Source organism: Stenotrophomonas sp. YJH_SMC_8 (genome assembly GCF_059371315.1).
In genome coordinates, this window is record NZ_JCAFUL010000008.1 from 45,511 (window position 1) to 69,584 (window position 24,074).

At 67.2% G+C, this 24,074-nt stretch carries 22 protein-coding genes; 14 read left to right on the forward strand and 8 right to left on the reverse strand.

Annotated features, from left to right (window positions below):
* Positions 1-60: 60 nt before the first annotated feature.
* The 3 genes from AC5P88_RS11585 to AC5P88_RS11595 all read left to right on the forward strand — a co-directional run bounded on the left by AC5P88_RS11585 (position 61) and on the right by AC5P88_RS11595 (position 3,220).
* Positions 61-783: a glycosyltransferase family 2 protein gene (locus tag AC5P88_RS11585; RefSeq protein WP_111204313.1), complete on the forward strand. Its 723-nt coding sequence runs from the start codon at positions 61-63 to the stop codon at positions 781-783.
* A complete protein-coding gene (locus tag AC5P88_RS11590; protein ID WP_049415940.1) occupies positions 783-1,130 on the forward strand; it encodes a lipid-A-disaccharide synthase N-terminal domain-containing protein in 348 nt (115 codons plus the stop codon). Before AC5P88_RS11585 ends, AC5P88_RS11590 begins: the two co-directional genes overlap by 1 nt.
* 320 nt (positions 1,131-1,450) lie before the next feature.
* Positions 1,451-3,220 (forward strand): DUF885 domain-containing protein, encoded by a 1,770-nt coding sequence (locus AC5P88_RS11595; protein WP_495225085.1) that lies wholly within the window; start codon positions 1,451-1,453, stop codon positions 3,218-3,220.
* Between the two features lie 130 nt (positions 3,221-3,350).
* Here AC5P88_RS11595 and AC5P88_RS11600 read toward each other — a convergent pair whose 3' ends face one another.
* The 5 genes from AC5P88_RS11600 to AC5P88_RS11620 all read right to left on the reverse strand — a co-directional run bounded on the left by AC5P88_RS11600 (position 3,351) and on the right by AC5P88_RS11620 (position 10,144).
* A complete protein-coding gene (locus AC5P88_RS11600) occupies positions 3,351-6,560 on the reverse strand; it encodes an efflux RND transporter permease subunit (RefSeq protein WP_495225086.1) in 3,210 nt (1,069 codons plus the stop codon).
* 10 nt (positions 6,561-6,570) lie between these two features.
* A complete protein-coding gene (locus tag AC5P88_RS11605; protein WP_111113127.1) occupies positions 6,571-7,776 on the reverse strand; it encodes an efflux RND transporter periplasmic adaptor subunit in 1,206 nt (401 codons plus the stop codon).
* On the reverse strand, positions 7,773-9,026 hold the full coding sequence (locus AC5P88_RS11610) for a TolC family protein (RefSeq protein ID WP_495225087.1): 1,254 nt from the start codon (positions 9,024-9,026) through the stop codon (positions 7,773-7,775). The genes AC5P88_RS11605 and AC5P88_RS11610 overlap by 4 nt, the downstream gene beginning before the upstream one ends.
* Positions 9,027-9,082: 56 nt before the next feature.
* Entirely contained in the window at positions 9,083-9,421 is a 339-nt protein-coding gene (locus tag AC5P88_RS11615; RefSeq protein ID WP_423178835.1) for a hypothetical protein, read from the reverse strand.
* 324 nt (positions 9,422-9,745) lie between these two features.
* Positions 9,746-10,144, reverse strand: a complete 399-nt coding sequence (locus tag AC5P88_RS11620; protein ID WP_495225088.1) for a RidA family protein — start codon at positions 10,142-10,144, stop codon at positions 9,746-9,748.
* 108 nt (positions 10,145-10,252) lie between these two features.
* On the opposite strand from AC5P88_RS11620, the gene AC5P88_RS11625 reads away from it, so the two are divergent.
* The 8 genes from AC5P88_RS11625 to AC5P88_RS11660 all read left to right on the forward strand — a co-directional run bounded on the left by AC5P88_RS11625 (position 10,253) and on the right by AC5P88_RS11660 (position 18,432).
* Positions 10,253-11,146: a LysR family transcriptional regulator gene (locus AC5P88_RS11625; RefSeq protein WP_495225089.1), complete on the forward strand. Its 894-nt coding sequence runs from the start codon at positions 10,253-10,255 to the stop codon at positions 11,144-11,146.
* A gap of 55 nt (positions 11,147-11,201) precedes the next feature.
* Complete coding sequence (dnaQ, locus tag AC5P88_RS11630) at positions 11,202-11,711, forward strand: DNA polymerase III subunit epsilon (protein ID WP_111113131.1); 510 nt, start codon at positions 11,202-11,204, stop codon at positions 11,709-11,711.
* Between the two features lie 282 nt (positions 11,712-11,993).
* Positions 11,994-12,230, forward strand: coding sequence for a 50S ribosomal protein L28 (gene rpmB, locus AC5P88_RS11635; protein WP_005411638.1), 237 nt, complete (start codon positions 11,994-11,996; stop codon positions 12,228-12,230).
* Between the two features lie 10 nt (positions 12,231-12,240).
* A complete protein-coding gene (gene rpmG, locus AC5P88_RS11640) occupies positions 12,241-12,408 on the forward strand; it encodes a 50S ribosomal protein L33 (protein WP_169411268.1) in 168 nt (55 codons plus the stop codon).
* A 273-nt stretch (positions 12,409-12,681) separates the two neighbouring features.
* Entirely contained in the window at positions 12,682-14,100 is a 1,419-nt protein-coding gene (gene cls, locus AC5P88_RS11645) for a cardiolipin synthase (RefSeq protein ID WP_459047418.1), read from the forward strand.
* 210 nt (positions 14,101-14,310) lie between these two features.
* Positions 14,311-15,732 (forward strand): FAD/NAD(P)-binding protein, encoded by a 1,422-nt coding sequence (locus AC5P88_RS11650; RefSeq protein ID WP_495225090.1) that lies wholly within the window; start codon positions 14,311-14,313, stop codon positions 15,730-15,732.
* 9 nt (positions 15,733-15,741) lie between these two features.
* Positions 15,742-17,934, forward strand: coding sequence for a DNA helicase II (gene uvrD / locus AC5P88_RS11655; protein WP_111204302.1), 2,193 nt, complete (start codon positions 15,742-15,744; stop codon positions 17,932-17,934).
* Between the two features lie 171 nt (positions 17,935-18,105).
* Positions 18,106-18,432, forward strand: coding sequence for a low molecular weight protein tyrosine phosphatase family protein (locus AC5P88_RS11660; protein WP_049454192.1), 327 nt, complete (start codon positions 18,106-18,108; stop codon positions 18,430-18,432).
* Between the two features lie 54 nt (positions 18,433-18,486).
* Here AC5P88_RS11660 and AC5P88_RS11665 read toward each other — a convergent pair whose 3' ends face one another.
* The gene (locus tag AC5P88_RS11665) at positions 18,487-19,116 is read right to left on the reverse strand and encodes a hypothetical protein (RefSeq protein ID WP_495225091.1); all 630 of its coding nucleotides are present in this window, start codon (positions 19,114-19,116) and stop codon (positions 18,487-18,489) included.
* Positions 19,117-19,271: 155 nt separating this feature from the next.
* On the opposite strand from AC5P88_RS11665, the gene AC5P88_RS11670 reads away from it, so the two are divergent.
* Positions 19,272-19,826, forward strand: a complete 555-nt coding sequence (locus tag AC5P88_RS11670; RefSeq protein WP_106549824.1) for a hypothetical protein — start codon at positions 19,272-19,274, stop codon at positions 19,824-19,826.
* Between the two features lie 79 nt (positions 19,827-19,905).
* Here the strand turns inward: AC5P88_RS11670 and AC5P88_RS11675 are convergent, their stop codons facing one another.
* Positions 19,906-20,052: a hypothetical protein gene (locus AC5P88_RS11675; protein ID WP_181358214.1), complete on the reverse strand. Its 147-nt coding sequence runs from the start codon at positions 20,050-20,052 to the stop codon at positions 19,906-19,908.
* Between the two features lie 185 nt (positions 20,053-20,237).
* Between AC5P88_RS11675 and AC5P88_RS11680 the strand changes: the two genes are divergently transcribed.
* A complete protein-coding gene (locus AC5P88_RS11680; protein WP_005411629.1) occupies positions 20,238-20,684 on the forward strand; it encodes a universal stress protein in 447 nt (148 codons plus the stop codon).
* Positions 20,685-20,904: 220 nt separating this feature from the next.
* Here AC5P88_RS11680 and AC5P88_RS11685 read toward each other — a convergent pair whose 3' ends face one another.
* On the reverse strand, positions 20,905-21,189 hold the full coding sequence (locus AC5P88_RS11685; RefSeq protein ID WP_005411628.1) for a DUF2782 domain-containing protein: 285 nt from the start codon (positions 21,187-21,189) through the stop codon (positions 20,905-20,907).
* A 98-nt stretch (positions 21,190-21,287) separates the two neighbouring features.
* Between AC5P88_RS11685 and polA the strand changes: the two genes are divergently transcribed.
* Entirely contained in the window at positions 21,288-24,062 is a 2,775-nt protein-coding gene (polA, locus tag AC5P88_RS11690; protein ID WP_495225092.1) for a DNA polymerase I, read from the forward strand.
* Positions 24,063-24,074 lie beyond the last annotated feature (12 nt).

Consider the following 24,074-nt stretch of genomic DNA (forward strand, 5'->3'; position numbering starts at 1 on the left):
TCGGATAACCTCGGTTTCGGAGAATGCGCGGTCTTTGTCCCCCCTTTGGCCGAGTGCCTTATGAGCCAACCCGAGCTTTCCGTTGTCGTCCCGGTATTCAACGAGCGCGACAATGTCGCCCCGCTGGTCGCCGAAATCACCGCTGCGCTGCGTGGCCGGCTGCCGTTCGAGATCGTCTACATCGACGATCACTCGCGCGATGACACCCTGGCGGTGCTGCAGGGGCTGAAGGCGACCACGCCGGAACTGCGGGTGCTGCACCACGTGAACCAGAGCGGGCAGAGCACCGCCGTGCGCACCGGCGTCAAGCACGCACGGGCGCCCTGGATCGCCACCCTCGATGGTGACGGCCAGAACGATCCGGCCGATATTCCCAAACTGCTGGCCGCGCGCGATGCCGCCGAGGTGCAGGTGAAGCTGTTCGCCGGCTGGCGCGTCAACCGCCAGGACAGTGGCAGCAAGCGCTGGGCCAGCCGCTGGGCCAACGCCATCCGCGCGCGCATGCTGCGCGACGACACCCCCGATACCGGCTGCGGCATCAAGCTGTTCGAGCGCAGCGCGTTCCTCGACCTGCCGTACTTCGACCACATGCACCGCTACCTGCCGGCGCTGATGCAGCGCGCTGGCTGGAAGACCACCAGCGTGCCGGTCAACCACCGCCACCGTACCGCCGGCGTGTCCAAGTACAACAACCTCGGCCGCGCGCTGGTCGGTATCCGTGACCTGCGTGGCGTGGCCTGGCTGATCACCCGCAGCAAGCGCACCGCGGTGGAGGAGCGTTGATGGATCTGGAGCTGCATTGGCTCGACCAGCCGCTGACCTGGCTGTACTGGACCGGCCTGCACGTGACCGGCTGGAAGCTGATCGGTTATACCGGCGCGCTGATGTTCGGCGGCCGCTGGCTGGTCCAGTTCATCGCCTCCAAGCGCGCCGGCAAGCCGGTCATCCCGCGCCTGTTCTGGTACATGAGCGTGATCGGCAGCCTGATGACGCTGAGCTATTTCCTGTTCTCGGCCAAGCAGGACTCGGTGGGCGTGCTGCAGAACCTGTTCCCGGCGTTCACCGCGCTGTACAGCCTGCACCTGGACATCAAGCACCGCGGCTGGAAACGCGACAGAGCCAGCCACTGAGGGCCCCGGGTAGGGCTTGGGGTCGGATCCCTTTCCGCAGGAAAGGGCTCTGACCCCCGTCAGGATCCCCGGCGCATCCACGCATGGCGTGGATCTACGGCATGTTCGTTGGTAGCGCCGGGCCATGCCCGGCGGATGTATCTTTTCCGCGCTGCGCGCTCGCGGGGCATGGCCCCGCGCTACCACGCGCCTCCGGCGCTTGGGTCCCGGCCTGCGGCCGGTTCCCGGCCCGGCCTGCGTTGCAGGCAGGACCTTCGTCCCATGCCACGGGCGGTGGGGGGTGCCATGATCGGGGTCTGCCTTCCCGGGAACCTGTGCTCGTGAAAACCCGTCTTGCCGTTGCCCTGCTGATCGCCCTGTCCGCCCCCGCCGTGGCCGTGGCCGCGCCGCCCGCCGCCGCGCCGGCCAGCGTCGCTACCGAATCGCCTGCCGATGCTGCCTTCCGCGCGCTGTACGAGAAGGAATGGAAGTGGCGCCAGCAAGGCGGCGGCGAGGCCAGCGAGGACGAAGACGCCCCGGCCAATGCCACCCGCATGCCCGACGTCGGCCCGGCCGCGCAGCAGGCGCGCCTGAAGGTCTGGGACGAGACCCTGGCCGCATTGAAGAAGATCGACCCGAAGACGCTCTCGCCCGACAACCAGGTCAACTACGCGATCTACCACGACCAGGTGTTCAACCTGGCCGAGGAAGTGCGCCTGCGCGGTTATGAGATGCCGTTCAACGCCGACTCCTCGTTCTGGTCCAACCTGTCCTTCATGGCGCGGCGCGAGATGAAGACCGCGCAGGACTACCAGAACTACATCGCGCGCCTGAATGACGTGCCGCGCTACTTCGGCCAGCAGACCGAGAACATGCGCGCCGGCCTGAAGCGTGGCTTCAGCGTGCCGCGTGCGGTGCTCGATGGCCGCGAGGTCTCCATCGCCACCGTCGCCGAACTGAAGGACCCGACCGAATCACCGCTGTACGCGCCGTTCAAGAAGCTGCCCAATACTGTTCCGGCCGCTGAACAGGCCAAGCTGCAGGCGCAGGCGCGCGCGGCGATCAGTGGGAAGGTGGTGCCGGCGTTCCAGCAGCTGCGCACCTTCTTCGTCAACGAGTACGTGCCGCAGGCCCGCACCACCCTGGCCGCCGAAGCGATGCCCGATGGCAAGGCGTACTACAAGCAGCAGATCCACGAATACACCACGCTGGACCTGTCGCCGGACGAGATCCACCGCATCGGCCTGGAGGAAGTCGCACGCATCCAGGGCGAGATGAACGACATCATCAAGCAGGTGAAGTTCAAGGGCAGCTTCGCCGAGTTCCTGACCTTCCTGCGTACCGATCCACAGTTCTATGCCAAGACGCCGGAAGAGCTGCTGTCGCGTGCTGCGTGGATCTCCAAGCGCGCCGATGGCCAGCTCGGCAAGTACATGACGCTGCCGCGCGCGCGCTTCACCATCGTGCCGGTACCGCCGGATATCGCGCCGTTCTGGACTGCCGGCCGTGGTGGCATGGGCACCTACTGGCTCAATACCTACAACCTGCCATCGCGCCCGCTGTACAACCTGCCGGCGCTGACCCTGCATGAATCCGATCCGGGCCACGCGCTGCAGGGCGCCATCGCCGCCGAGCAGAAGAACCTGCCCGAGTTCCGCCGCAACGCCTATATCTCCGCCTATGGCGAAGGCTGGGCGCTGTACTGCGAGAAGCTGGGCGTGGAAATGGGCATCTACGAAACCCCTTATGAGGATTTCGGCCGCCTGACCTACGAAATGTGGCGTGCGGCGCGCCTGGTGATCGACACCGGCGTGCACAGCAAGGGCTGGACCCGCGAGCAGGCGCTGGCCTACCTGCGCGACCACACCGCGCTGAGCGAGCATGAAGTGACCACCGAAGTGGATCGCTACATTTCCTGGCCGGGCCAGGCGCTGAGCTACAAGCTGGGCGAGATCGCCATCGTGCGCCTGCGTGCGCAGGCCGAGAAGGAGCTGGGCGACAAGTTCGACATCAAGGGTTTCCACGACACCCTGCTGAAGCAGGGCTCGGTGCCGCTGCCGGTGCTGGAACAGCAGATCCAGGCGTACATCGCCGAACGCAAGAAGGCCTGACCCGACGCGTCGCCGGGCATGGCCCGGCGCTACCAGAATGCGCGGTGGTAGCGCCGGGCCATGCCCGGCGAGCGTGATGCGATCGGGTCAGAGCCCCGCCCGAAGGGCGGGGCTCTGACCCCCTCTCACCTCACCCCACCGCCCGCGGCTTGGCCACGCGTGCCGCAAACGTCGGCAGCACCAGCAGGGTCAGCACGGTGGCGGTGATCAGGCCACCGATCACCACCGTCGCCAGCGGCTTCTGCACCTCCGCGCCGGAACCGCTGGCAATTGCCATCGGAATGAAGCCGACGATCGCCACCAGCGCCGTGGTCAGCACCGCGCGGATGCGGCTGGAGGCACCGTTGATCGCCGCCTGCAGCGGCAGGTCGCCGGCATCCAGGCGTTCGCGGATCGCCTGCATCAACACCAGGCCGTTCAACGTGGCCACGCCGGAGACGGCGATGAAGCCGACCGCCGCCGATACCGAGAACGGCATGCCACGCAGCAGCAGGGCGAGGATGCCGCCGACCAGCGCCAACGGCACGCAGCTGAACACCAGAATGGCTTCCTTGCCGCTGCGCAGCGCCATGAACAGCAGGCTACCGATCAGCAGGAACACCACCGGCACCACCGTCGCCAGCCGCTTCTCCGCGCGCTGCAGGTTCTCGAACTGGCCACCCCAGGTCAGGTAGGCACCCGGTGGCAGCGCCACATCGGCGACGGCGGCCTGCGCCTCGCCGACGAAGCCACCCAGGTCGCGACCGCGCACGTTGGCCTGCACCACTACGCGGCGGCTGCCGTTGTTGCGGCTGATCTGGTTCGGCCCTTCGCTCACCGTGATACGCGCAACCGACGACAGCGGAATCACCAGCCCCGACGGCGTGGCGATCGGCAGTGACGCGAGCTGGTCCGGATCGTTGCGCGAGGCATCGTCCAGGCGCACCACCACGTTGAAGCGGCGATCACCTTCGAAGATCTTGCCGGCCGCAGTACCGCCAATGCCGGTGGACAGCGCATCACTCACGTCCGCGGCGGTCAGCCCGTACTGCGCCGCCGCCACGTGGTCGATCGCCACGTTCAGCGTGGGCAGGCCGGAAATCTGTTCCACCCGCACATCGGCGGCGCCATCCACCGCACGCAGCTTGAGCGCCACCTGGTCGGCCACCTTCTGCAGCTGGCTGAAGTCATCGCCGAAGATCATTACGGCCAGGTCGGTACGCACGCCGGAAATCAGCTCGTTGAAGCGCAGCTCGATTGGCTGGCTGAACTCGAAGCTGTTACCCAGCTGCTGTCCGGCGAGTTTTTCGAAGCGCGCCACCAGTGCGTCCTTGGCCAGCTTCGGATCGGGCCAGTCCTTGCGCGGCTTCAGCACGATCACGCTGTCGGAGATATTGGTCGGCATCGGATCGATCGCCGCCTCGGCGGTACCGGTACGCGAGAACACGGTTTCCACTTCCGGCTGCTTGGCAATCACCTTTTCCAGCGCCAGTTGCATGGCCAGTGACTGCTCCAGCGACGTCGATGGCACGCGCAGGGCCTGCATCGCCACGTTGCCTTCGTCCAGCGTCGGCATGAACTCACGGCCCAGCAGCGAGAACGAGCCGATGCCCACCACCACCATCATCACCGCACCGGCCACCACCGTGCGCGGATGCGCCACGGCCTTGCGGATCACCGGTTCGATGCGCGCACGCAGCACGCGGATCAGCCTGGTTTCGTGCTCGCCCTCGTCCGCATGGGCATCGCCGTCCTTCAGCTTCGGCTCGCGCACCAGCAGTGCGGCCATCGCCGGCACGAAGGTGAAAGAGAAGAGGAAGGCACCGACCAGGGCCAGCATGAAGGTCGCCGCCATCGGGTGGAACGTCTTGCCCTCCACGCCTTCCAGGGTGAGGATCGGCGCGAACACCAGCAGGATGATCAGCTGGCCGAACGCCGCCGGGCGCGCCATCTTCAGCGCCGAATCGGCGGCCACGCGCAGGCGCTCCATCGCAGTCAGCGCACGGCCCAGTTCGGCGCGGCGCTGGCCCAGCATCAGCAGGGTCGACTCGACCACGATCACCGCGCCATCCACCAGGATGCCGAAGTCCAGCGCACCCAGGCTCATCAGGTTGCCGCTGATGCCGAAGCGGTTCATGCCGATCACTGCGAACAGGAACGACAGCGGAATCACCAGCGCGGTGATCGTCGCCGCACGCAGATTGCCCAGCAGCAGGAACAGCACCACCACCACCAGCAGCGCGCCCTCGGTGAGGTTCCTGGCCACGGTCTTGATGGTGGAATTGACCAGCACGCTGCGGTCCAGCACCGGCGCCGCCACGATGTCGGCCGGCAGCGACTTGTTCACCTGTTCAAGGCGCGTGGCAGCGGCCTGCGCCACGGTGCGGCTGTTGCCACCGGCAATCATCAGCGCGGTGCCCAGCACGGCTTCGTGGCCGTTGCGGCTGGCCGCACCCAGGCGAGGCGCGCGGCTCAATTCCACCGTGGCCACATCGGCCACGCGTACCACCACGCCATTGCGGGTGGCCACCGGTGCCTGTGCAAGATCGTCGGTGGTCAGCGCCAGGCCATCGGCACGCACCACCAGGCCTTCGCCGGCGCGCTGCACGAAACCGGCGCCGGCCTGCACGTTGGAACGCTGCAGCGCGGTGACCAGGTCGGCCAGGCCGAGGCCATGCGCAGCCAGCCGCGCGCTGTCCGGATGCACGCCGTATTCCTTGATGTAGCCGCCGACCGTATCGACACCGGCCAGCCCTGGGCTGGAGCGCATCTGCGGCGCGATGATCCAGTCCTGCACGGTGCGCAGATAGGTCGCGCGTTCTTCCGGTGTGCGCAGCAGGTTGCCTTCCGGCGTGCGGTAGACCTCACCGGCCTGCCAGCCGGCCTCACCGGGCTTGGCCAGCTTGGCCGGATCGAACGTGGTGAAGTCCACCGTCCACATCAGCACTTCGCCGAGGCCGGTGGTGACCGGCGACAGCATCGGCGATGCGCCATCGGGCAGGTCATCGGCCGCTTCGCGCATGCGTTCGGCCACCTGCTGGCGCGCGAAGTAGATGTCCGTGGCATCGGTGAAGATCGCGGTGACCTGGGAGAAGCCATTGCGCGACAGCGAACGCGTGGTGGTCAGGCCGGGAATGCCGGCCAGCGCGGTTTCCAGCGGGTAGGTCACCTGCCGCTCGATCTGCTCCGGTGTCAGCGCCGGTGCCACCGTGTTGATCTGCACCTGGCGGTTGGTGATGTCCGGCACCGCGTCGATCGGCAGTTTGCCCAGCTGGAACAGGCCCACGGCTGCGATCAGCGCGGCCATGAACACCACCAGCCAGCGGTGACGTACCGCTGTTTCAATGATCAGTTTGAACATGGTCGCCTCCTCAGTGGCCGTGCTCGGCTTCGCCCTTGGCCAGTTCGGCCTTGAGCAGGAAGGCGTTGGCACCGACGATGCGCTCGTTGCCGGTCAGCCCACCGAGGATCTCGATGCGGTCGCCAGCGCGACGCCCGGCCAGTACCGGCTGCGCCTTGAAGCCGCCTTCGACGGCAATGAACACCGCGCTGCCGCCATCGACGTTCTGGACCGCATCGGCGGGCACGCTGAGCGAACCGTCCTGGCCTTCGGTGACCACCACCGCCGATACCGGCGAACCGGCCGGCGGCAACGAGGCGTCGACCGGTGTGGCGCGGATCACGGCCACGCCACCCTGCTGGCGCACATCGGCGGCCGAACCGGTGACGGTGGCGGTGAAGCTGCCACCCGGCACACTCACTTCCAGCTTCATGCCCGGCGTGACCTGCGCGGCCAGCGCCGGCGGTGCGGTGAACACCAGCTCGTTCATCGCCGGATCGGCGACGTCGGCCACGGCGCTGCCGGCGGCGACCACGCCACCCGGGGTGACCTGCACGTTGCCAACGATGCCGGCCACCGGGCTGGTGATGCGCACGCGGCCACTGGCATCGGGCGCACCGTTGGCGGCGGCCTGCGCCTGCGCGGCCGCGGCCTGGGCCTGTGCCGCCAGCGAGCGGGCGCGCGAAGCTTCCATCTCCTGGCGCGCGACCACGCCCTGGTCGACCAGCGCCTTGTCGCGGCCATAGGCCAGGCGTGCGGCCTCGGCTTCGGCGGACGCGGCCAGCGCATTGGCACGGAACACCGCCGCCTCGCCGCTGACCACGATGGCCAGTGCCTGGTTCTGCTTCACCGCGGTGCCCGGTGCAACCAGCACGCGTTCAACGCGGCCAGTCACGGTGGAGGCCACCGATGCACGCGCACCGACCGAGGGCTCGACCCGGCCGGCGAGGCGGGTTGAACCGCCACCGCCGCGACCGACGGCAACCACTTCGATACCGGACGCCTTGATCTGCTCCGGGGTCAGCTGCACCACGCCTTCATCGGCGTCCGCCGGCGCCTTCGCGGTTTCTGCCTTGGCTTCCTTGCTGTCGGCGGCGTGGCCATGGCCATCGTCGGTGCCGGCCTTGGCCGCAGCGGGGTCTTCATTGGCAGGGGTCTGCGCGTTGCCGGCGCAGCCGGCCAGGAACACGGTCAGCAGGAGGCCGCCGATCAGGGGGAAGGAACGGGAGAGAGTCATGGTGCCTCCACAAAGGGTGCGCGCCCTTCCAGGCGGGCAAGATCGATTTCCGCGGCGACGCGCGACAGGCGCGCATCCACGGCGGTGCCGCGGGCGGCGATGAGGGCGCTGCGCGTGCTGCGCAGTTCCAGCTGCGAGATGCGTCCGGCGTCGAAGCCAACGCGCGCAAGGCGATACGCCTCTTCGGCGGCGACCACGCTTTCATCGGCGGCACGGGTACGGCTGCTGGCCGCCTTCAGCCCAGCCACGGCGGACAGGCGCTCGGCCTCGCTGTCGCGGCGCTGCTGGTCCAGGCGCGCTTCGGCCGCGCGCTGGTCGGCGTTGGCGGCGCGGATGCCGCCACGGTTGCGGTCGAACAGCGGGATGCTGAGGCTGAGCCCGAGGTTGTAGGCGCGCTCGCCGCCTTCGCGGAAGCGGGTCTGCGCGGCGGTGACGCTGAGGTCGGGCAGGGCGCGCTTGCGCTCCACGTCGACCAGCTTGCCCGCCGCATCGGCTTCGGCTTCGGCGATGCGCACCGCCAGCGCGGTATCGGTGGCACCACGCGGCAGCGGTGGCGCGCGGTCGAGCAGGCTGTTGTCGATCGACTGCACCGGCGCATCAAGCAGCGCGGTGCCGGCCAGGCGGGCCAGCGCGGCATCGCGGAACGCCTGTGCTTCATCCAGCGACGCCGTGGCATTGGCCACTTCGCTCTGTGCCTGCACCGCGCGCAGCTGTGGTTCGCGGCCCTGCTTGACCATTGCATTGACGGCAGCCGCATCGTCGCGGGTCAGGGTCAGCGCTTCGCCGGCGAGGGCGTAACGACGCAATGCACTTTCCGCCTGTGCGTAGACCGCCGCCAGTTGGCTGGCGACATCACTGCGGCTCTGCGAACCACGCAGGGCAGCGGCTTGTGCCTCGGCCCGGGCGGCACGAACGCGCGCGCCACGCTGGCCCCAGACCTCCAGCGGCTGGGACAGGGTGAGCACGGTGTCGGCCTTGCCCATGCCACGGTAGGTGCCGGAGCCCCAGGCATTCTCGGCCGAGTAGGAAAGGGAGGGATTGGGCAGCGCACGGGCCTGGTCGGCGCGCGCATCGGCGGCCTCGGCCAGTGCCGTGCCCACACGGGTGCCGGGCAGCTGGTCCAGGCGTTCAAGCAGGGTGTCGTAGGAGGGGGCGGCTTGCGCCATCACCGATGCCGCCGGGGCCAGGCCCAGCAGCACAGCGACGACCAGCCCGGCCGCACGCGGCGACCGAGGTGTCAGGATCGACATAGGGGGATTCCGGTTGTGAGTGAAACGGGAGCCCGCAATCGCGGGACGCGCTCAACTCACGCCCGGGGTGGACGCGTCAATTCATCCTGGGCGACTGCATAGGTCGCCGCGTCGCCGGCATTCATCCAACGTGCCGGCAGCGGCGCACCGAAGGCGGCGAGAGTGCTGGCCGGCAGGCTCAGGTTGGAGTGGTGGCAGTGGTTGTGACTGCAGGCACCGGCGTGCTTGCCGTCACTGTCACCCTCGGCATCGTTGGCGTTGCTTTCCACGTGCACCGCAGTGGTGTCGTGCGGTTCGACCGCGCAGGCCAGCACGTCGGCCACCGGCACGACCACGAATGCCGCCATCAGCAGCATCAGCAGGGTCGAACGGAGGTGGCGGGTGATCCAGCGCATGAAGGGGAGGCTAGCAAGCGGTTTTCGCCGGATACAATATCAATGGCCGCTTCGGGAATACGTCGGAATCTCCCGTTCAGGTGGGCGGGCGCGGGGCCTTCTGCCCTGGTGGGTGCCGACCTTGGTCGGCACGCCTTTCGATGCACGGGTCGGATCCCTTTCCTCCGGAAAGGGCTCTGACCCCGCCCCGCCGTTCGGGTGCGCCGCGCACATGTGCTCTGGTAGGTGCCGACCTTGGTCGACACGCTTTTCGGGGCTGGGGGTCAGATCCCTTTTCTTTGGATAGGGCTCTGACCCCGACACATTGCCGGCCAGCGGCCGGCACTACCGGTCTGCGGGCACCTTCGCGATCACCTTGATCTCGAACTGGAACCCATACAGCCAAGTCACGCCGATGCCGGTCAGGGTCGGGTGCGGCGCTTCGCCCCAGTACTCGGGCACGATCGCCCAGGCCTTCTCGAAATTCTTCTCTGGATCGACCAGGAACACGGTCACGTCGATCACGTCATCGAACGTGCAGCCTGCGGCGGCCAACACCGCATTGAGATTCTCGAAGGCACGGCGCACCTGCGTCTCGAAGTCCGGCTCGGGCGAGCCGTCCTCGCGGCTGCCGACCTGGCCGGAAACGAACAGGAAACCGTTGGATCGGATCGCCGGCGAATAGCGGTTGCGCTCGTAGAGGGCCTGGCGGCCGGCGGGGAAAACGACATCACGCTGTGACATGGGGAAGATCCCGTGGGAGAGAACGCCATCCTCCCCGCCGGCGCTGTCTGGATAAACCGCGATGATCGGCCTAGATTGATTGCCAATCCCAAACAATCGCGGCCAGCCATGGACCGTTTCGAGGCGATGCGGGCCTTTGCCCGGGTAGTGGAAACCGGCAGCTTCACCCGCGCCGCGCAGACCCTGCAGATCAGCCGCACCACGGTGACCCAGCTGGTGCAGCAGCTGGAGGCGCACCTGCGGCTGCGCCTGCTCAACCGCACCACGCGGCGGGTCAGCGTCACCGCCGATGGCGCGGCCTATTACCCGCGCATCGCCCGGCTGCTGGCCGAGCTGGAAGAGGTGGAAGGCGGGCTGGGTGATGCGGCCGCCCAGCCGCGCGGACGCCTGCGCGTGAATGTGCCCGGTCCGTACGCACGGCTGCGGCTGGTACCGGCGCTGCCGGAGTTCCATGCGCGCTACCCGGAAATCCAGCTGGATATCGGCGTGAGTGATCGCGAGGTCGATGTCATCGCCGACAACGTCGACTGCGTGATCCGTGGCGGCATCCCGGCCGATCCGGCGCTGGTGGCGCGGCCGCTGGGGGCGTTGCCGATTGGTTTCCACGCCAGTCCGGGCTATGTGCAGCGTTTCGGCGTGCCGACCGACCCACGCGCGCTGGAAGGACCGGACCACCACATGGTCGGCTTCCTCAGCCCGCGCAGTGGCCGTGCCCGGGTGTTCAGTGCGCAGCGAGGCGATGAGCGCATCGAAGTGCAGGGCCGGTATTCGGTCGGCTTCGACGACGGCAACGCCTATCTGGCGGCCGCGTTGGCGGGCCTGGGCGTGGTCGCGCTGCCCAGCTACATGGCCGCGCCGCATGTAGCACGTGGCGAGCTGCTGCCTTTGCTACAGGACTGGCAGCTGCCACCGATGCCGATGCACGTGATGTTCCCGCCGAACCGGCACATGAGCCAGCGGCTGCGGGTGTTCATTGATTGGGTGGTGGAAACGTTGGGGTGAGTGCATCGATCGCGTGCGAAAATCCAGGGGCACGTACTGGAGAACGCATACCCTGATGAGCCGCATCGTCGCACTTGATACCGAGACCACCGGCATTTCCCATCGCCTGGGTCATCGCGTGATCGAAATCGGTGCCGTCGAACTGATCGATGGCCAGCTCACCGGTCGCCAGTTCCATACCTACCTGCAGCCGCAACGGAAGGTGGACTGGGGCGCGCAGCGCGTGCACGGCATCAGCGATGCGATGCTGGTGGGCAAGCCACTGTTCTCCAGCAAGGCCGCCGAACTGCTGGAATTCCTGCGCGGCAGCGAGATGGTTGCGCACAACGCCACCTTCGACGTTGGCTTCCTCGATAACGAGCTGCGCCTGGCCGGCATTCCCGCCACGCTGGCCCAGCATTGCCGCATCACCTGCAGCCTGAAGTTGGCGCGCGGGCGTTGGCCCGGCCAGGGCAACAAGCTGGACGATGTGCTGCAGCGCCTGTGCATTCCAGGGACGCGTGGCCTGCATGGCGCGTTGAAGGACGCCCATCTGCTGGCCCAGGTGATTCCGCACCTGCGCTGAGCCGGTCCGGCCGTTGTTGTAGAGCCGAGCCCACGCTCGGCTCTACAGGGGGCGAGCGCCGCATTCAGCCCCAGCCTGTGGGTAACTTGCGCAAGTGCTTGAACCCGTGCATAATGCGCGGCTCGCTGTGTCCGGTTTTCTACCGGGCGGCGCCCCCGGGAGCACGTCCCCGGCCGCCCAACGCCAGCGTAACCCTTTGATTCTCTTGACGTGTGGTGGGCAACCATCGAGGCCGCCGTCTCCCGGGCTACGGGCTGACAACTACTACTATCGAGGTGCGCAATGTCCCGCGTATGCCAGGTTTCCGGCAAGCGAGTGCAGACGGGTAACAACGTCTCGCACGCCAACAACAAGACCCGTCGTCGTTTCCTGCCGAATCTGCACGAGCGCCGTTTCTGGGTGGCCAGCGAGAACCGCTGGGTCAAGCTTCGTGTTTCCGCGCATGCACTGCGCACCATCGACAAGAACGGCATTGATTCCGTTCTGGCTGAGCTGCGTGCGCGCGGCGAAAAGGTCTGAGGAGTAAAGCATCATGGCAGGCAAGCGCGATAAGGTCCGTATGATTTCCTCGGCCGGTACCGGCCACTTCTACACGACCGACAAGAACAAGAAGAACACCCCGGGGAAGATGGAATTCCTGAAGTACGATCCGGTCGTGCGCAAGCACGTCCTGTACAAGGAAGGCAAGATCAAGTAATCCGCAAGGATTGCTGATCCCCGCGAAGAAACCCGCCCTTGTGGCGGGTTTTTTCATGCCCGGTATTCATGCCCGGAGTCCCCATGGTGGGTGCCGACCGTTGGTCGGCACGCTGCCTCCACACCTGGCAGGTGTCGAACTTGGTCGACACGCTCTCCCCACGCCCGGTAGGTGTCGACCTTGGTCGGCACGCTGGTTCAAGGCAGTCGAGCAAGCTCGACTCTACACACCCTGCTGGGCAGAATGGCCCATCACCTCCCGACGGGCGACACGATGCTGTTCGAGTGGTTGCTGGGTTCCTACCTGCTGCTGATCGACTGGCTGATCCGGCTGGTCGCGCTGTGCTGGATTCCCACCCGCACCACGCCGGGTGCGGCGCGCAGCTGGCTGCTGCTGGTCGGCTTCGTGCCGCTGCTGGGCCTGCCGCTGTACCTGCTGTTCGGCCACCCGTGGCTGTCGCGCGAGCGCATCCGCCGCCAGGCCGAGGCTTCGCAGGTGATACGCGAGGAACAGGCGCTGCAGCACCGCCTGCGCTGGACCCCGCAGGCGGATACCGCCAGCGCCGAGATCGTGCCGCTGGTGCAGCGCCAGGGCGATTTCATGCCGGTGCACGGTAATGCGGTCGATCTGCTGACCGACTACGACGAATCGCTGCACACGCTCATCGCCGACATCGACCAGGCCGAAGACCGCGTGCACCTGCTGTACTACCTGATGTTCGACGACGCGGTGGGCGAGGCTATCGTCGAGGCACTGCAGCGTGCGGCTGCACGGGGCGTGCAGTGCCGTGTGCTGCTCGACGCGGTGGGTGCAAAGCGCGGCCTGCGCGCCTACCGCAAGCGTCTGGAAGCACGCGATATTGAAGTGCGCGCGATGCTGCCCGGTGGCCTGCGCTGGCGCCGCAGCGGGCGCATGGACCTGCGCAACCACCGCAAGATCGCGGTGATCGACAACGAAGTGGCCTATGTCGGTTCGCAGAACCTGGCCGGCCCGCAGTTCGTGCCCGGCCACCCGAACCGCGAGCTGGTGGCGCGTGTGCGTGGCCCGGCGGTGGCGCACCTGGAGGCGGTGTTCGCCAGCGACTGGTACATGGAAACCGGACAGCGCCTGGACGTGATTGCCGATGTGCCCGAGTGCAGCGACGACATCGCCACCCAGCTGCTGCCCAGCGGCCCGGCCTACCCGTACAGCAACGCGCGCGATGCGGTGGCGGCGCTGATCCACCTGGCACGGCGTCGGCTGGTGATGGTCACCCCGTATTTCGTGCCCGATGAAGCCACACTCAGCGCGCTGCGCATTGCGGCGTTGTCCGGCGTGGAGGTGCAGCTGATCCTGTCGGCCAGCAACAACCAGCGGCTGACCTCGTGGGCACAGGAGGCCTACTACGACGAGCTGCTGCGCTGCGGCGTGCGCATCGCCCTGTACGAGCCGCAGTTCCTGCACGCCAAGCACATGAGCGTGGACGAGGACATCGCCGTGCTCGGCTCGATCAACATGGATATCCGCTCGTTCGCGCTGAATGCCGAAATCGGCCTGATCTGCTACGACCGCGCGCTGGTGCAGCAGCTGTGTGCGATCGAGGATGGCTACCTGCGCGAGTCGCGGCAGCTGGACCTGCAGCAGTGGCGCAGCCGCCCCACCTGGCGGCGCAGCCGCGAGGGCATCGCACGGCTGGCCGATGCGTTGATGTGAGCGGAGCGCACGACCGGTGGGCTGGGTGCAACCGGCAGGGGGATCGGTGGCCGGCCACCTATTTCCAGAGTCCTGCTGAACAACGTGGTGGGTTTACACAGTTAGTCGACTGCTCTTGCGATAAAAATCCCGCGCTGCGCGCGATAGTCGACTCTACCCCGTCGTTCCCGTCGTTTCCGCCCATTTCGGCAACCCGGCCCGTCATCGCCAATGGCCTACAATCGGCGCATGACTGATTCACCGCGTAATGGCGAACTGGACCTGGCAATCATCGGTGGTGGTGCGGCCGGGGCGCTGGTAGCGATCCAGGTACTGCGCCAGGCGAAGGCGCCGCTGGCGCTGGCCATTTTCGAGCCGGCCTCGCAGCTGGCCCAGGGCATCGCCTATGCCACGCCGTGGCCGGAGCACCTGCTGAACGTGCCGGCGGCGAAGATGAGTGCGTTTGCCGACCAGCCCGGCGATTTCCTCGATTACCTGATGGCCACCAACGCCTACCCGGGCGAGGCGCGCGAGGTGCTGGGCGAGCGTTATGTGTGCCGCCACTTCTTTGCCGCCTACCTGCAGCAGCGCCTGCAGGACGCCGTGGCCGCCAGCCCGGCGCAGCTGCAGGTGATCGCGCAGCCGGTGCTGGGCCTGCAACCGGATGACCACGGCTACCAGCTGACACTGGGCGATGGCCACAGACTGCACGCTGCGCAGGCGGTGCTGGCCACCGGCAACAGCATGCGCCCGCTGCCGGTACCCGGCGCCGACGCGCTGCCCGCCGATGACGTGATCGAGGCCTGGGACTACGACGGTGTGCGTACCCTGGCCGGCGAACAGGCCGTGGCCATCGTCGGTTCCGGCCTGAGCATGGCCGACACCGTGCTGGCGCTGGTCGCCGCCGGTCACAGCGGGCCGCTGCATGTGATCTCGCGCCACGGACTGCTGCCGTTGCCGCATGCGCACGGCGGCCTGCCCAGCTTCGATCCGGCGGTGCTGCTGCCGATGAGCCTGCGCCAGCGCCTGCACGCGCTGCGTGGTTTCGCCCGCCAGGCGCAGGCCGATGGCCTGCCGTGGCAGGGCGTGATGGACCGCATCCGTCCGCACGGGCAGGCGCTGTGGTGCAGCCTCGATGCGGCCGACCAGCGCCGTTTCCTGCGCCATGTGGTGCGCTACTGGGACGTGCATCGCCACCGCATTGCCGAAGAAGTGGATGTTCAGCTGCAGGCGCTGATCGACAGCGGCCAGCTGCGCGTCCACCGTGCCCGCCTGCAACGCGTCTGGCGCGAGGGCGATGCCGTGCAGCTGTCCGGCCGCGATGCCTCGGGCAATGAACAGCAGTGGACGATCGGCGGTGTGATCAACGCCACCGGCGTCGAAACCCGCGCCAGTGCGCTGCGCAATCCGTTGCTGCAGCAGCTGCAGGCCGATGGACTTGCCCGCCCCGGTCCGCATGGGCTGGGCCTGGACAGCACGGTGCCGGGCGACCGCCTGCGCGCCGTCGGTGGCCAGCCGCAGGCGCGGCTGGGCGTGCTCGGCAGCCTACGCATCGGCAGCCTGTGGGAAAGCCTGGCGGTGCCTGAACTGCGTCAGCAGGCCCAGGCACTGGCCACCCAGGTGGTCGCAGGAGCCGCGACGGCGATGCCGTAAAATGGGGGCATGGATGTCTCCCACCTGCTTGATGGCCTGAACCCGGCCCAGCGCGAAGCCGTCTCCGCTCCCCCCGGCCACCACCTGGTGCTGGCCGGTGCCGGTTCCGGCAAGACCCGCGTACTCACCCACCGCATCGCTTGGCTGCATGAAGTCGACGGCGTGCCGACCCACGGCATTTTCGCGGTGACCTTCACCAACAAGGCGGCCGGCGAAATGCGCCACCGCATCGACGCACAGCTGCCCAACGGCAGCCGTGGCATGTGGATCGGTACCTTCCACGGCCTGGCAAACCGCCTGCTGCGCCTGCACTGGCAGGACGCGAAGCTGCCCGAAGGCTTCCAGGTGATGGATTCGGACGACCAGCTGCGGCTGGTCAAGCGCGTGGTGCAGGCGCTGGAACTGGACGACGGCAAGTACCCGGCCAAGCAGATCGCGTGGTGGATCAACGCGCAGAAGGACGAGGGCCGCCGCCCGCAGCACATCCAGCCCGAACCGCACGATGCGTGGCTGGAAACCATGCGCCAGGCCTATATCGAATACCAGGCACGCTGCGACCGTGCCGGCCTGGTCGACTTCGCCGAGCTGCTGCTGCGCGCGCACGAACTGCTGCGCGACAACCCGGCGCTGCTGTCGCATTACCGCGCCCGCTTCCGCGAGATCCTGGTGGACGAGTTCCAGGACACCAACGCCATCCAGTACGCCTTCGTGCGCGTGCTGGCCGGTGATTCCGGCCACGTGTTCGTGGTCGGCGACGATGACCAGGCCATCTACGGCTGGCGTGGCGCCAAGGTCGAGAACGTGCAGGGCTTCCTGCGCGACTTCCCGGGCGCACAGACCATCCGCCTGGAGCAGAACTACCGCTCCACCGCCAACATCCTCGGCGCCGCCAACGCGGTGATCGCGCACAACCCCGATCGCATCGGCAAGCAGCTGTGGACCGACAGCGGCGACGGCGAGCCGATCGATCTGTATGCCGCGTACAACGAGATGGACGAGGCGCGCTACATCGTCGAGCGTGCGCGCCAGTGGGTGCGTGATGGTGGCAGCTACACCGAAGTGGCCGTGCTCTACCGCAGCAACGCGCAGTCGCGCGCGCTGGAAGAAGCACTGCTGAGCGAACAGGTGCCATACCGTGTGTACGGCGGCATGCGCTTCTTCGAGCGTGCCGAAATCAAGGATGCGCTGGCCTACCTGCGCCTGCTGTCCAACCGCAACGATGACGCGGCGTTCGAGCGCGCGGTCAACACGCCCACCCGTGGCATCGGCGACCGCACGCTGGACGAAGTGCGCCGCGAGGCGCGCGCGCAGGGCATTTCGCTGTGGGAAGCGACCATGCTGGTGACGCAGGGCAGCGCACTGGCCGCACGTGCGCGCAATGCGTTGGCCGGCTTCCTGGTGCTGGTCAACGAACTGCAGGCGCAGACCCTGCACATGACCCTGGCCGAGCGCGTGGACCACGTGCTGGCCCGCTCGCAGCTGCGCGAGCACTGGAGCAAGGAAAGCCGCAACGCGCTGGACTCGGAATCGCGCACCGACAACCTCGACGAACTGGTCTCGGTGGCCTCGCGCTTCGTGCGCCGTGCCGATGACATCGAGGAAGTGGGCGAGGACATGGACGAGCTGGTCGCGTTCCTGGCCTATGCCGCGCTGGAGGCCGGTGAAGGCCAGGCGCAGGCCGGCGAGGAAGGCGTGCAGCTGATGACCCTGCACTCGGCCAAGGGCCTGGAATTCCCGCTGGTGTTCCTGGCCGGCCTGGAAGAAGGCCTGTTCCCCAGCGCACGTTCGCTGGAGGAAAGCGGACGGCTGGAAGAAGAACGTCGCCTGGCCTACGTGGGCATCACCCGCGCGCGCCAGAAGCTGGTGCTGAGCTATGCCGAGTCGCGTCGCATCCATGGCCAGGACAACTACAGCCTGCCGTCGCGCTTCCTGCGCGAGATCCCGCGCGAGCTGCTGCACGAAGTTCGCCCGAAGGTGCAGGTCTCGCGGCCGGCCTCGATGGGTGCCAGCCGGGTGATGGGCCATGCCTCGATCGAGGCGCCGCCGGTCAAGCTCGGCGCGCTGGTCACCCATCCCAAGTTCGGCGAAGGCATGGTGACCGACTATGAAGGCAGCGGCGCGCACGCCCGCGTGCAGGTCGAGTTCGCCGACGCAGGCAGCAAGTGGCTGGTGATGGCGTATGCGAATCTGACGGTGATCTGATCACCGTCGAGGGGCGGGATACCTGTAGAGCCGAGCCATGCTCGGCTGCTGTTGGCGGGGAAGAACAGCCGAGCATGGGCTCGGCTCTACAAAAGCGGTTGGACGTTACACGTATGGGGCCAGAGCCCTTTTCCGATGGAAAAGGGCTCTGGCCCCGATTAGGCTGCGGTCATGACCCGCAACGTGCTCTTCCTCTGCAGCCAGAACCGCCTGCGCAGCCCGACGGCCGAGCAGGTATTCGCCGATTGGCCGGGCATCGAGACCGCCTCGGCCGGGCTGCTGGCCGACGCCGAGGAAGTGCTCAGCCCCGAGCTGCTGCAGTGGGCCGACCTGGTGTTCGTGATGGAGCGCGCCCACCGCAACCGCCTGTCCAGCCGCTACAAGGCATGGCTGAACGGCAAGCGGGTGATCTGCCTGGATATTCCGGACGACTACGAGTACATGGACCCGGTGCTGGTGGAACTGCTGAAGCGCAAGGTCACGCCGTTCCTGCGCTGAGCCCGGGTGTTGTAGAGCCGAGCCCATGCTCGGCTCCATGAGAAGGACAGAGCCTCAGTCCTGTGCTTTGGAGCTGACGGCCGCATCCTGCGCGGACATGTTCTGTTTGAAATTCGCCGTGAAATCAGTGACGGCACGTTCCAGCGCCTTCTCCCAGTTTTCCGGCGAAACGACCTGGAACACATTCGTGCCATGACCCTTGGCGGTAAACGACCGGACCCGGCCTCCGTCGTGGGTCGTCACTTCGACAGACAGATCCGCGACCATCTGCTGCGCCCAGCCGGCAGCACGCCAGAAGTTGAAGGGCGCCCTGACCACGAACTCGTTCATCGACGCCTCCAGACGAAGGCATTGCGCATCGCACTGGTCGGCAGTGCGATAGCCCATGTTGCGCAGCGCCTGGATGATGATCTCGCGGGTCTTTTCGGATGTCGTGCCCGATTCCAGTACGAGGTTGAAACCATTACCGCTGCGGATCTCTCCGCCGACATTCTTGACTCGATCCGATGCGGGAACAAGAGAGAGGAAGTCTGGCGGGCGATTGTCACCCACGGGGGCGACCACGATCGTGGTGCCCTGTTCGGGGTTGACCCGGATGTCGGGCACATTTACTCGCACCACTTCCGTGCGGATGCCGCAGCCGGTGAGGAGCAGCAGCAACGAAAGACCAATTATCGACTTCATGTATCCCCCTGTTGGAATGGTGTCCTTGTCCTGGGCATTATCGCGTGGTCCGCAGGGCGCGGGAGTGGCTTTGGTCGGGGCAGGGCAGTCGAGCAAGAAGCAGCCGAGCATGGCTCGGCTCTACAATAGATCCCACATCTTCCAGGAACGCCCCCATGACCGAATCCACGCTGCACGTCACCGTGAAGTTGAACGCCCGGCTGCAGCCTGAGCATCGCCACGAGCTGTTCGAGGACCCGCTCGACGCGCTGCTGCAGGCGGCCCAGGTGGGCGAGCTCACCGGCGGCGGCACCGCGATGTCGGACCTGGGTGAGGTCGAGTACGGCGATATTGAAGTTGCCCTGGTGGACGCGGCCGGCGTGCCGAAGCTGATCGACCTGCTGGAACAGCTGGGTGCGCCGAAGGGTTCTCAGCTGCAGGGCGCGGGCGAGGCCGACCGCAGTTTCGGTGTGACCGAGGGCCTGGGCATCTACCTGGATGGCCTGACCCTGCCGGACGAGGTCTACGAACAGTGCGATTCGAACCACGTATTCGAGCAGCTGTCCGAGAACATTGATGGCCTGGGCGAGATCTGCAGCTGGTGGCAGGGCCCGACCGAAACGGCGCTGTACATGTATGGCGAATCGTTCGAGGCGATGCGCGATGCGATCGCCGGATTCGTGGCCAGCTACCCGCTGTGCCAGAACGCACGCGTAGTGCAGATCGCCTGAGAAGGTCAACTGTAGAGCCGAGCCCATGCTCGGCTGCTTCATCCGCAGCCGAGCATGGGCTCGGCTCTACAGAAGCGGGTTACTTTCCCGCTGCCTGAAGGGCGTTGTCTCGCAGCGCCATGTCCTTGCCGATCTGGTAGCCACCGAAAAGCACCGCCAACGCGACGATCAGCGCGACCATGATGGACTTCTGTGAGCTCCAGACCGGGGGCTTGTTGTCCTGCATGTGCGTTCTCCTTGGGGGCGGCGCGGTGCCGCTGGTCCAGCATGCGCCGCGGTCAGGGGGTGTGCAAGCGGACGGTGCGCACACGCCGCTGCGCGGCGCCGGATTGATCCTGCTCAAGGCGCGGCCTGCACATCCGGTGTGCAATGGTGTCGTTCCCATCTGGCAGATCGCTACGGAGCCCCACCATGTACAAGCGCATCCTGATTGCCACCGACGGGTCCGAGCTGGCCGACAAAGGCCTGGCCAAGGGCCTGGAGCTGGCCAAGGACCTCAACGCCGAGGTCGATATCGTGACTGTTTCCGAGCCGTGGGCCGTCGGCATGTACGACGCCATGGGCTGGAGCGTGGGCTACATGAACAGCCCGGAGTACAAGGCTGACCGCGAGGAAGGTGCGCAGAAGGTGCTGCAGCCGGCGCTGGCCAAGGCGGCCGAGCAGGGCATTACCGCCAACCCCGTGCATGTGCTGGACCGCTATGCGGCCGACGGCATCATCGAGACGGCGGGCGAGCGCAACAGCGATCTGATCGTGATGACCTCGCATGGCCGTCGCGGCGTGACCCGCGTGCTGCTGGGCAGCCAGACCGCAGAAGTGCTGGCGCGCAGCACCCTACCGGTGCTGGTCATCCGCTGATCCACACCCACTGATTCAAGCGTTCCCGGGGAGGGGACCCGACGCCGGCCGCAGGATGCGCGCCGGCGTTGTTTTTTGCGGGGGCCGGCAGGGGCACATCCACGCATGGCGTGGATCTACTGAACCGGCGGGCATCCACGCATGGCGTGGATGGGCCCTGCCGATTGCCATGATGGGGTCAGAGCCCTTTCCTGCGGAAAGGGATCCGGCCCCGGCCACCTCACCAGCTGTACAGCTTCCAGTACACCGGCGACACGCCGTCCTTGTCGTTGTCGAAACGGCCGTCGCCGTTCTTGTCGTACATGTAGAACGGAGCACCGCGCGACGGCGTCACCTTGACCATGCGCAGCTGGCCGGACACGCGGTATTCCTCGATGACATCGCCGTTGTCCATGGTGCGCTTGGAGACATCGGCGCCCTTGACGTCCACCGGGGGAGCACCTGCGCCACCCATGCTGGCGCAGCCAGCGAGCAGGAGCAGGGAAGCCAGCATCAGGGTCTTCATCGGCGGGGGCCTTTGCCTGGATAGAGCCTTGATTATGCCCCATCGCCGGGTGCGTGCCGTGTCGTCGCGGTGCAGGCACGGGCGCGTAGAATCGACCCATGAGCAGATTAGTCCTGATCGACGGGTCCAGTTACCTGTACCGCGCGTTCCACGCGCTGCCGCCCCTGTCCAATGCACAGGGCGAACCCACCGGCGCGCTGTTCGGCGTGGTCAACATGCTGCGCTCGACGCTGAAGGAGCGCCCGGCCTATGTAGCGTTCGTGGTCGATGCGCCCGGCAAGACCTTCCGTGACGACCTGTACGACCAGTACAAGGCCAACCGCCCGCCGATGCCCGATGAACTGCGCAGCCAGGTCGAGCCGATGTGCCGCATCGTCGAAGCGCTGGGCATCAGCATCCTGCGCATTCCCGGCGTGGAAGCCGACGATGTGATCGGTACGCTGGCACTGCAGGGCCTGGCGCAGGACCTGAAGGTGACCATCTCCACAGGCGACAAGGACTTTGCCCAGCTGGTGCGCCCGGGCATCGAACTGGTCAACACCATGACCGGCAGCCGCATGGATTCGGACGCGGCGGTGATGGACAAGTTCGGCGTGCGCGCCGACCAGATCATCGACCTGCTGGCGCTGATGGGCGACACCGTCGACAACGTGCCGGGCGTGGAGAAGTGCGGGCCGAAGACCGCCGCCAAGTGGCTGGCCGAGTACCAGCACCTGGACGGCGTGATGGCCGCCGCGCCGACCATGAAGGGCAAGATCGGCGAAAACCTGCGCGCCGCGCTGGAACGCCTGCCGCTGAACCGCGAGCTGGTGACCATCCGCACCGACGTGGAGCTGGACGCCAGCCCGACCACGCTGGCCCTGCGCGAGCAGGACGTGCCTGAGCTGACCGAGCTGTATACGCGTTACGGCTTCACCCAGGCGCTGAAGGAGCTGGGTGCGCCGCTGCCGGCGCCAACTGCCGCCAGCGACGCCACTCCAAGCCTGCGCGGCACCGCTGCCGGTTTCGCGCGTGGCAGTGCCGAGGCGCCGGCTGCCGGCACGCTGGATCCGGCGCTGTCCGTGCCGGGTGAATACGAGACCGTGCTGACCAGCGAGCAGCTGCAGGCCTGGGTGGAGCGCCTGCAGCAGGCCGACCTGATCAGCTTCGACACCGAAACCGATGCGCTGGACGCGATGCGTGCGCGCCTGGTCGGCATCAGCCTGGCGGTCGAGCCGGGCAAGGCCGCCTACATTCCGGTCGGCCACGATTACCCGGGGGCGCCGGCCCAGCTGCCGATGCAGCAGGTGCTCGATGCCCTGCGCCCGGTGCTGCAGGACCCAGCGAAGAAGAAGCTGGGCCAGCATGGCAAGTACGACCTGCATGTGTTGCGCCGCCACGGCGTGGAGGTGCAGGGCTACCACGACGACACCATGCTCGAGAGCTTCGTGCTCAACTCCACCGCCACCCGCCACGACATGGATTCGCTGGCCCTGCGCTACCTGGGCTACAGCACCATCAAGTTCGAGGACGTGGCCGGCAAGGGCGCCAAGCAGATTCCGTTCTCGCAGGTGGGCATCGACGAGGCCAGCCGCTACGCAGCCGAGGACGCCGACATCACCCTGCGCCTGCACCGCGCGCTGCAGCCGCAGCTGCTGGCCGTGCCGGCACTGGACAGCATGTACCGCGACATCGAGATGCCGCTGGTGCCGGTGCTGACCACGATTGAAGCCAACGGCGTGCGCATCGACACCGACGAGCTGCGCCGGCAGAGCCAGGACCTGTCCTCGCGCATGCTGGCCGCGCAGCAGAAGGCCACCGAACTGGCCGGCCGCAGCTTCAACCTGGATTCGCCCAAGCAGCTGCAGGCGGTGCTGTTCGATGAGCTGAAGCTGCCGGCGGTGGTGAAGACCCCCAAGGGCCAGCCCAGCACCAATGAAGAGGCGCTGGAGGCGATTGCCGACCAGCACGAGCTGCCGCGGGTGATCCTCGACTACCGCGGCCTGGCCAAGCTGCGCAGCACCTACACCGACAAGCTGCCGGAGATGGTCAACCCTGACACTGGCCGCGTGCACACCAGCTATCACCAGTCCGGTGCCGCCACCGGACGCCTGTCCTCGTCGGACCCGAACCTGCAGAACATCCCGATCCGCACCGAGGACGGCCGCCGCATCCGCCGCGCGTTCATCGCCCCGGAGGGCTTCCAGCTGCTGGCCGCCGACTACTCGCAGATCGAGCTGCGGATCATGGCCCACCTGTCCGAGGACCCGGGCCTGGTGCGTGCCTTCGAGCAGGGCGCCGACGTGCACCGTGCCACCGCCGCCGAGGTGTTCGGGCGCACCCTGGAAGAAGTGACGCCGAACGAGCGTCGTGCCGCCAAGGCGATCAACTTCGGCCTGATGTACGGCATGAGCGCCTTCGGCCTGGCCCGCAACCTGGGCATCGACCGTGGCCAGGCACAGGACTACGTGGCGCTGTACTTCAGCCGCTACCCGGGCGTGCGTGACTTCATGGAGCGGATGCGCCAGCAGGCCCGCGACCAGGGCTATGTGGAGACCCTGTTCGGTCGCCGCCTGTACCTGAACGACATTCATGCACGTAACCAGGGCCTGCGCGCCGGTGCCGAGCGTGCCGCGATCAACGCGCCGATGCAGGGCACCGCCGCCGACATCATCAAGCGGGCGATGGTGGACGTGGACCAGTGGCTGCGTGACAGCGGCGCACCGGCGCGGATGATCCTGCAGGTGCACGATGAACTGGTCTTCGAAACCGAAAGCAGTTTCGTCGAGGAGTTGCGTTTGCAGGTGGTCGAGCGCATGTCGCAAGCGGCCAAACTGCGGGTGCCGCTGGTGGTCGATACCGGCGTCGGCAACAACTGGGACGAAGCGCACTGAGGGTGTTTCAGG

Excerpts from the sequence above, each read along its gene's own strand:
- AC5P88_RS11585 (WP_111204313.1), top strand. The coding sequence starts at position 61 with ATGAGCCAACCCGAGCTTTCCGTTGTCGTCCCGGTATTCAACGAGCGC.
- AC5P88_RS11590 (WP_049415940.1), top strand. The coding sequence starts at position 783 with ATGGATCTGGAGCTGCATTGGCTCGACCAGCCGCTGACCTGGCTGTAC.
- AC5P88_RS11600 (WP_495225086.1), bottom strand. The coding sequence starts at position 6,560 with ATGTTCAAACTGATCATTGAAACAGCGGTACGTCACCGCTGGCTGGTG.
- AC5P88_RS11605 (WP_111113127.1), bottom strand. The coding sequence starts at position 7,776 with ATGACTCTCTCCCGTTCCTTCCCCCTGATCGGCGGCCTCCTGCTGACC.
- AC5P88_RS11610 (WP_495225087.1), bottom strand. The coding sequence starts at position 9,026 with ATGTCGATCCTGACACCTCGGTCGCCGCGTGCGGCCGGGCTGGTCGTC.
- AC5P88_RS11615 (WP_423178835.1), bottom strand. The coding sequence starts at position 9,421 with ATGCGCTGGATCACCCGCCACCTCCGTTCGACCCTGCTGATGCTGCTG.
- AC5P88_RS11620 (WP_495225088.1), bottom strand. The coding sequence starts at position 10,144 with ATGTCACAGCGTGATGTCGTTTTCCCCGCCGGCCGCCAGGCCCTCTAC.
- AC5P88_RS11625 (WP_495225089.1), top strand. The coding sequence starts at position 10,253 with ATGGACCGTTTCGAGGCGATGCGGGCCTTTGCCCGGGTAGTGGAAACC.
- dnaQ (WP_111113131.1), top strand. The coding sequence starts at position 11,202 with ATGAGCCGCATCGTCGCACTTGATACCGAGACCACCGGCATTTCCCAT.
- rpmB (WP_005411638.1), top strand. The coding sequence starts at position 11,994 with ATGTCCCGCGTATGCCAGGTTTCCGGCAAGCGAGTGCAGACGGGTAAC.
- cls (WP_459047418.1), top strand. The coding sequence starts at position 12,682 with ATGCTGTTCGAGTGGTTGCTGGGTTCCTACCTGCTGCTGATCGACTGG.
- AC5P88_RS11650 (WP_495225090.1), top strand. The coding sequence starts at position 14,311 with ATGGCCTACAATCGGCGCATGACTGATTCACCGCGTAATGGCGAACTG.
- uvrD (WP_111204302.1), top strand. The coding sequence starts at position 15,742 with ATGGATGTCTCCCACCTGCTTGATGGCCTGAACCCGGCCCAGCGCGAA.
- AC5P88_RS11660 (WP_049454192.1), top strand. The coding sequence starts at position 18,106 with ATGACCCGCAACGTGCTCTTCCTCTGCAGCCAGAACCGCCTGCGCAGC.
- AC5P88_RS11665 (WP_495225091.1), bottom strand. The coding sequence starts at position 19,116 with ATGAAGTCGATAATTGGTCTTTCGTTGCTGCTGCTCCTCACCGGCTGC.
- AC5P88_RS11670 (WP_106549824.1), top strand. The coding sequence starts at position 19,272 with ATGACCGAATCCACGCTGCACGTCACCGTGAAGTTGAACGCCCGGCTG.
- AC5P88_RS11675 (WP_181358214.1), bottom strand. The coding sequence starts at position 20,052 with ATGCAGGACAACAAGCCCCCGGTCTGGAGCTCACAGAAGTCCATCATG.
- AC5P88_RS11680 (WP_005411629.1), top strand. The coding sequence starts at position 20,238 with ATGTACAAGCGCATCCTGATTGCCACCGACGGGTCCGAGCTGGCCGAC.
- AC5P88_RS11685 (WP_005411628.1), bottom strand. The coding sequence starts at position 21,189 with ATGAAGACCCTGATGCTGGCTTCCCTGCTCCTGCTCGCTGGCTGCGCC.
- polA (WP_495225092.1), top strand. The coding sequence starts at position 21,288 with ATGAGCAGATTAGTCCTGATCGACGGGTCCAGTTACCTGTACCGCGCG.